The organism is Cupriavidus sp. 10L43_2 (assembly GCF_056395265.1).
The window spans coordinates 509,982-516,656 of the sequence record NZ_JBFTJE010000002.1 but is presented as its reverse complement, the minus strand read 5'-3'; the positions used below and the strand labels follow the sequence as shown (position 1 = coordinate 516,656).

General features: G+C 66.1%; 6 protein-coding genes. 5 read left to right on the top strand and 1 reads right to left on the bottom strand.

Annotation, left to right across the window (positions count from 1 at the left end; all coding sequences use genetic code 11):
* The 4 genes from AC1DEL_RS04675 to AC1DEL_RS04660 all read left to right on the top strand — a co-directional run.
* The coding region (locus AC1DEL_RS04675) for a dihydrolipoyllysine-residue acetyltransferase (RefSeq protein ID WP_477159063.1) at window positions 1-1,024 on the top strand (1,024 nt) is incomplete at its 5' end.
* Between the two features lie 72 nt (window positions 1,025-1,096).
* A complete protein-coding gene (locus tag AC1DEL_RS04670; RefSeq protein WP_477125306.1) occupies window positions 1,097-1,756 on the top strand; it encodes an MFS transporter in 660 nt (219 codons plus the stop codon).
* 39 nt (window positions 1,757-1,795) lie between these two features.
* Window positions 1,796-3,592, top strand: coding sequence for a dihydrolipoyl dehydrogenase (gene lpdA / locus AC1DEL_RS04665; RefSeq protein ID WP_477125305.1), 1,797 nt, complete (start codon window positions 1,796-1,798; stop codon window positions 3,590-3,592).
* 184 nt (window positions 3,593-3,776) lie between these two features.
* Complete coding sequence (locus tag AC1DEL_RS04660; protein ID WP_477125304.1) at window positions 3,777-4,589, top strand: SAM-dependent methyltransferase; 813 nt, start codon at window positions 3,777-3,779, stop codon at window positions 4,587-4,589.
* 100 nt (window positions 4,590-4,689) lie between these two features.
* Here AC1DEL_RS04660 and phaP1 read toward each other — a convergent pair whose 3' ends face one another.
* Window positions 4,690-5,268 (bottom strand): TIGR01841 family phasin PhaP1, encoded by a 579-nt coding sequence (phaP1, locus tag AC1DEL_RS04655; RefSeq protein ID WP_092292853.1) that lies wholly within the window; start codon window positions 5,266-5,268, stop codon window positions 4,690-4,692.
* A 443-nt stretch (window positions 5,269-5,711) separates the two neighbouring features.
* Here phaP1 and AC1DEL_RS04650 point away from each other — a divergent pair, with 443 nt between their 5' ends.
* Window positions 5,712-6,647 (top strand): histone deacetylase family protein, encoded by a 936-nt coding sequence (locus AC1DEL_RS04650; protein WP_441591159.1) that lies wholly within the window; start codon window positions 5,712-5,714, stop codon window positions 6,645-6,647.
* Window positions 6,648-6,675: the final 28 nt, after the last annotated feature.

Sequence of the window (6,675 nt, the reverse complement as noted above, 5' to 3'; positions counted from 1 at the left end):
GGCTGCTGCTGCCCCGGCCCCGACGCCCGCCGCGGCTTCGGCGCCGGCTCCCGCCCCGGCCAGCTCGGCACCCGCCCCGGCCGCCCAGGGCGTGACCGGCAAGGCCGCCCACGCCAGCCCGTCCGTGCGCAAGTTCGCGCGTGAACTGGGCGTGGAAGTGTCGCGCGTGCCCGGTACCGGTCCGAAGGGCCGTATCACGCAGGAAGACGTGCAGGGCTTCGTCAAGGGCGTGATGAGCGGCTCGACCGCCGCGCCGGCCGCAGCGGCTGCCGCTGGTGGCTCGGGCGTCGGCCTGGACCTGCTGCCGTGGCCGAAGGTGGACTTCACGCGCTTTGGCGAAGTGGAGAACAAGCCGCTTTCGCGCATCAAGAAGATCTCGGGCGCCAACCTGCATCGCAACTGGGTCATGATCCCGCACGTCACGAACTGCGACGAAGCGGACATCACCGACCTCGAAGCCTTCCGCGTGCAGCTGAACAAGGAAAACGAGAAGTCGGGCGTCAAGGTGACCATGCTGGCCTTCATGATCAAGGCCACCGTGGCGGCGCTGAAGAAGTTCCCGAACTTCAATGCCTCGCTGGACGGCGACAACCTGGTGCTGAAGAAGTACTTCAACATCGGCTTCGCGGCGGACACCCCCAACGGCCTGGTCGTGCCGGTCATCAAGAACGCGGACCGCAAGGGCGTGCTCGAGATCAGCCAGGAAATGGGCGAACTCGCCAAGCTGGCGCGCGACGGCAAGCTGAAGCCGGACCAGATGCAGGGCGGCTGCTTCTCGATCTCGTCGCTGGGCGGCCTGGGCGGCACCTACTTCACGCCGATCATCAACGCGCCGGAAGTGGCCATCATGGGCGTGTGCAAGTCGTACATGAAGCCGGTCTGGGACGGCAAGCAGTTCGCGCCGCGCCTGACGCTGCCGCTGTCGCTGTCGTGGGACCACCGCGTCATCGACGGCGCCGAGGCGGCCCGCTTCAACACGTACTTCGCCCAGCTGCTGGCGGACTTCCGCCGGATTCTGCTGTAAGCACGGCCCACGCGCGCGCCGGCGGCCTCGGTTGCCGGCGCGCGGGCCTGTACGAACTGCAAGGGGCGAACCATGACGACATGCGTAGTCGTAAGGAAGGGCGCCGAGGTAGCCATTGCGGCAGACGCGCTGGTTACGTTCGGCGACACGCGGCTGTCGCGTGCCTACGAGCGCAACCAGAAGGTGTTCCCGGTGGGCGAGAGCTTCGTCGCGCTGGCCGGCACCACCGCGCACTTTCCGGTGATGCGGGCGCTGCTGACCGGCATGGGCGACGAATGCCGCCTGCTGACCCGCGACGATGTGTTCCGGACCTTCCTCAAGGTGCATGAAAAGCTCAAGACCGAGTACTTCATCAACACCAAGGAAGACGAGGACGATCCGTACGAGTCGTCGCAGATCGTCTGCCTGATCGCCAATCCGGGCGGCATCTTCGGCGTCTATTCCTACCGCGAGGTGTTCGCGTTCGACCGCTTCTGGGGCATTGGCTCGGGGCGCAACTATGCGCTCGGGGCGATGCACGCGGTCTACGACCGGCCCGGCATCGGCGCCGGGGAGATCGCGCGGATCGGCGTGGACGCAGGCGTGGAGTTCGACAAGAGTTCGGCAGGTCCCATCGACGTGCATACCGTGCGGCTGCAGGCGCAGCCGGCACCCGCGCCGGTACCGGATGGTTCAAACGGTGCGAACGGCGCGGATGGCGGGGCGGCAACCAACAACGACGGCGCGGCCTGAGCCCCAGGCGGGCAGGGCGCGCATCCCAGGAGGAAAAGCATGAGTGTGATCGAAGTCAAGGTGCCGGATATCGGCGATTTCGACGCGGTGGAAGTGATCGAAGTACTGGTCAAGGCCGGCGATACGGTCGAGGAAGAGCAGTCGCTGATCGTGCTGGAGTCCGACAAGGCCAGCATGGACGTGCCGTCGTCGTCGGCCGGCAAGATCGTGGACTTGAAGGTCAAGGTGGGCGACAAGGTGGCCAAGGGCACGGTGATCTGCACCGTGGAAGCCGGCGCCGCTGCTGCCGCTGCCCCGGCACCTGCCGCCGCTCCCGCACCGGCTGCTGCCCCCGCTGCCGCCGCTGCACCGAAGGCCGCTCCGGCCCCGGCGCCGGCCGCCGCCACGCATGCGGGCAGCGCCGACATCCAGTGCGACATGCTCGTGCTCGGCGCCGGCCCCGGCGGCTACTCGGCCGCGTTCCGCTCGGCGGACCTCGGCATGAACACCGTGCTGGTGGAGCGCTACGGCTCGCTCGGCGGCGTCTGCCTGAACGTGGGCTGCATCCCGTCGAAGGCGCTGCTGCACAACGTGGCCGTGATCGACGAAGCCAAGGCGCTGGCCGCGCACGGCATCCTGTTCGGCGAAGCCAAGATCGACCTGGACGGCCTGCGCCACTACAAGGAAACCGTGGTCGGCAAGCTGACCGGCGGCCTGGCCGGCATGGCCAAGGCCCGCAAGGTGCAGGTGGTGCGCGGCATCGGCACGTTCCTGGATCCGCATCACCTCGAAGTGCAGGAAACCGAAGGTGACGCCAAGGCCCCGACCGGCAAGAAGACGGTGATCCGCTTCGAGAAGGCGATCATTGCCGCCGGCAGCCAGGCTGTGAAGCTGCCGTTCGTGCCGGAGGACCCGCGCATTGTCGATTCGACTGGCGCGCTGGAACTGCCGGACATCCCCAACAAGATGCTGGTGATTGGCGGCGGCATCATCGGGCTGGAAATGGCCACGGTGTACAGCACGCTCGGCGCGCGCATCGACGTGGTGGAAATGCTCGACGGCCTGATGCAGGGCGCGGATCGCGACCTCGTCAAGGTCTGGGACAAGATGAACAAGCATCGCTTCGACAACGTGATGCTGAAGACCAAGACGGTGGGCGTGGAAGCCAAGCCGGATGGCATCTACGTGAAGTTCGAGGGCGAGGCCGCGCCGGCCGAACCGCAGCGCTACGACCTGGTGCTGGTGTCCGTCGGCCGTGTGCCGAACGGCAAGAAGATCGGCGCCGAGAAGGCTGGCGTGACGGTGACGGACCGCGGCTTTATCGAGGTCGATAACCAGCTCCGCACGAACGTGCCGCATATCTTCGCCATCGGCGACATCGTCGGCCAGCCGATGCTCGCCCACAAGGCGGTGCACGAGGCACACGTGGCTGCCGAAGCCGCGCATGGCGAGAAGGCGTACTTCGACGTCAAGCAGATCCCGTCGGTGGCCTACACCGATCCGGAAGTGGCCTGGGCCGGCCTGACCGAGGAGCAGTGCAAGGCGCAGGGCATCAAGTACGGTAAGGGCACGTTCCCGTGGGCCGCCTCGGGCCGCGCCATCGCCAATGGCCGCGACGAGGGCTTCACCAAGCTGATCTTCGACGAGGAAACGCACCGGATCATCGGCGGCGGTATCGTGGGCACCCATGCGGGCGACCTGATCAGCGAAGTGTGCCTGGCCATCGAGATGGGCGCCGACGCCGTGGATATCGGCAAGACGATCCACCCGCACCCGACGCTGGGCGAGTCGATCGGCATGGCTGCCGAGATCTACGAAGGCGTCTGCACGGACGTGCCGCCGCCGCGCAAGCGCTAAGCTTCAGCCGCAACGAGAAAACCCGCCGCGATGGCGGGTTTTCTTTTGGATCGAAATTTAGCAATTAACCGCCAGGAAGGACCGCCGACTGCCTGCCGCAAGCGGGTAGGGCCGGCAGCGGAGGGGTTGTCTATCCGGCATGGCGCTCCCGGGGCCGATCTCCTAGCATCGTTGGGTGAACACGATGCGGAAGACACACCTGCTTGCCGCCGCGCTGTGCCTGGTATTCCTGCCCGGCGCGGCCTGGGCGCAGTTCGACGAACCGGGCGCCAGGCCGACCATGGGCCAGTCGGGCAAGGACGTGATCTGGATTCCGACGCCCCAGCCGCTGGTGAACCAGATGCTCGACATGGCGAAGCTGACGCCCCAGGATCGGCTCGTCGATCTGGGTTCCGGCGATGGCCGCCTGGTCATTACCGCCGCCAAGCGAGGCGCCACCGCGCGTGGCATCGAATTCAACAACGAACTGGTCGAGCTGTCCCGACGCACCGCCCAGGCCGAAGGCGTGGCCAGTCGCGCCACCTTCGAGCGGGCGGACATCTTCAAGTCGGATTTTTCCGATGCCACGGTCGTCACGCTGTTCCTGCTGCCAAGCGTGAACCTGCGTCTCCGTCCCACGTTGCTGGGGATGCGGGCCGGCACGCGCATCGTCTCGAACTCGTTCGATATGGCGGACTGGCGGCCGGACGAGTACGTGCCGAGCGTCGAGGCCTGCCCGGGGCCGTGCGGCGTCTACCTGTGGCTGGTGCCGGCGAGGGTGGCGGGGATATGGGCGATGGGGAACAAGCTGCTGGTGCTGTCGCAGACGTTCCAGAAGCTGGAAGGCGTGATGCGCGAAGTCGAGCGGTCGACGCCGATCTGGGACGGCCGCCTGCGCGGCACGGAGATCGTCTTCACCATCGACGACGAGCGCTACGTCGGCCACGTGGATGGCCGCGAGATGCGGGGCACCATCGAGGGGGGCGAGCCGTGGCGCGCCACGTTCCTCAAACCATAGAGACGAAAAAAAACCCGGCCCCTCGTCAGAGGGGCCGGGTTCTTGCCAACCCGTCGCAGCGGCCGGAGCCGATGCGCGGGGCGGGCGAGGGCGCTACCGCTCAGGCGGTGGCAGCCGGCTTCTTGGCAGCCGTGCGGGCCGTGGCCGAGGCTTGCTGAGCAGCCTTGGTTGCGGCGGTGGCGGCAGCCTGGAAGTTGGTTTCGGCCATTTCCACGGCTTGCTTCGTGGCCTTCTGGACCGACTCGTACGCGTTGTTGGCGGCCGAGATGGCCGACTTCACGATGGCGACGGTCGATTCCGAACCGGCCGGGGCGTTCTTGGCGAAGTTCTCGACGAGCGCTTGCACGTTCTTCGTGCCTTCGGCCAGTTGGGCTTCGGCCACCTTGGTGAACTCGCTCTGCGTTTCCGAGGCGATTTCATACAGGTGACGCGAGTACGCCAGGGTCTTTTCGGCAACCGGCTGCACCAGCGAAGCCTGGATGGCCAGCAGTTCCTGGGCATCCTTGGCGGACAGGGCCTTCTTGGCGTTGTCGACGTTTTCGGCAAAGGTGGCCTTGACCACTTGCAGGTTCAGTTCGACAAGCTTTTCAACGCCTTCGAATGCTTTGGTGGTCAGACCGAACAGGGTTTCCAGATTGGCTTTTTGTGCGGCTGCAACTTGTTCCGGGGTCAGGATCATTGCTGGTCTCCAGTGGTGAACTTCAAGGTCAAGCAAAATAGAAATTAAGCCGCCCGAATGTCAAAGCCATGAACGCGATGTCCTGGCCAGCCCGAGCGATATATTGGTGTGCGGTCGAATCGGACCTCGTAAAAAGCTTTGATGCGCCGCAACAATTCCTATTCTAAGGGCAGAAAAAAGCCTGTCAAGCAGTTTTGCTGCACTGCAAAAGAAATAGCAGACATTGAGCAGACATATGCGTCGTAATGACCACGTATAGGGCGCCAGGCAAGGGTTTATCCCGATGCGGTCACCATGATGCAACGCGGGGAAGGTCTGCTGTTTGATACGTTTTCACGCAATGCGGAACGCGGTGCTACCATCGCAGACTGCCCGGTCGGTAAATGGTCACGCACCGTCACTTCCCGGGAATTTCCCGCCCGATCCTCGCCCGATCCGCCCCGATGCAAGCTTTTTACGCCGATCACTTCGTCCTGCCGCTGCCGCCCGGCCATCGCTTCCCGATGCGCAAGTACAGCATGCTGCGAGACGCCGTGGTGCGTGAGGTGCCGGGCCTGACCCTGCACGAGGCGCCCCGCGCCGACGACGCGGCGCTGGCACTGGCCCATACCGCCGACTACATCGCCGATGTCTCCTCCGGCCGGCTCGATGCCGCCCGTCAGCGCGAGATCGGCTTCCCGTGGTCGCACGAGATGGTGGAGCGATCGCGGCGCTCAGCCGGCGCGACGATGGCCGCCTGCCGCAGCGCGCTGACGGAGGGCATCGCGGTCAACCTCGCCGGCGGTACCCATCATGCCTATGCCGACAAGGGCGGCGGCTTCTGTGTGTTCAACGATGCCGCCATCGCCGCGCGCCAGATGCAGCGCGAAGGGCGCGTAAGCCGCGTGGCGGTGATCGACCTCGACGTGCATCAGGGCAACGGCACGGCGTCGATCCTGCGCGACGACCCGAGCGTGTTCACGCTGTCGCTCCATGGCGAGAAAAACTACCCGTTCCGGAAGGAGGCGAGCGACCTCGACGTCGGCCTGCCGGACGGCTGTGACGACGACACCTACGCGGCTGCGCTGGCTGGCGCGCTGGACACGCTCTACGCGCGCTTCGATCCCGAATTGCTGATTTACCTCGCCGGCGCCGATCCCCATGAGGGCGACCGCCTGGGCCGGCTGCGCCTGACCTTGGCCGGCCTGGCCCGGCGCGACACGCTCGTGTTCGAATCCGCGCTCGCGCGGCGCCTGCCGATGGCCGTGGCAATGGCCGGCGGCTACGGCAACCAGATCGAGGACACCGTGGCCGTGCACACCCAGACCGTGCGGCTGGCCGCGCGCCACCACCAGCGCTACGGCGCCGGGGCGACCGCCGCTGCGGCGGCAGCTTTTTGAGATCGCAACAAATCCCAACAACAACGCC

Coding starts and splice junctions, on each gene's coding strand:
- AC1DEL_RS04670 (WP_477125306.1), top strand. CDS start 1,097: ATGACGACATGCGTAGTCGTAAGGAAGGGCGCCGAGGTAGCCATTGCG.
- lpdA (WP_477125305.1), top strand. CDS start 1,796: ATGAGTGTGATCGAAGTCAAGGTGCCGGATATCGGCGATTTCGACGCG.
- AC1DEL_RS04660 (WP_477125304.1), top strand. CDS start 3,777: ATGCGGAAGACACACCTGCTTGCCGCCGCGCTGTGCCTGGTATTCCTG.
- phaP1 (WP_092292853.1), bottom strand. CDS start 5,268: ATGATCCTGACCCCGGAACAAGTTGCAGCCGCACAAAAAGCCAATCTG.
- AC1DEL_RS04650 (WP_441591159.1), top strand. CDS start 5,712: ATGCAAGCTTTTTACGCCGATCACTTCGTCCTGCCGCTGCCGCCCGGC.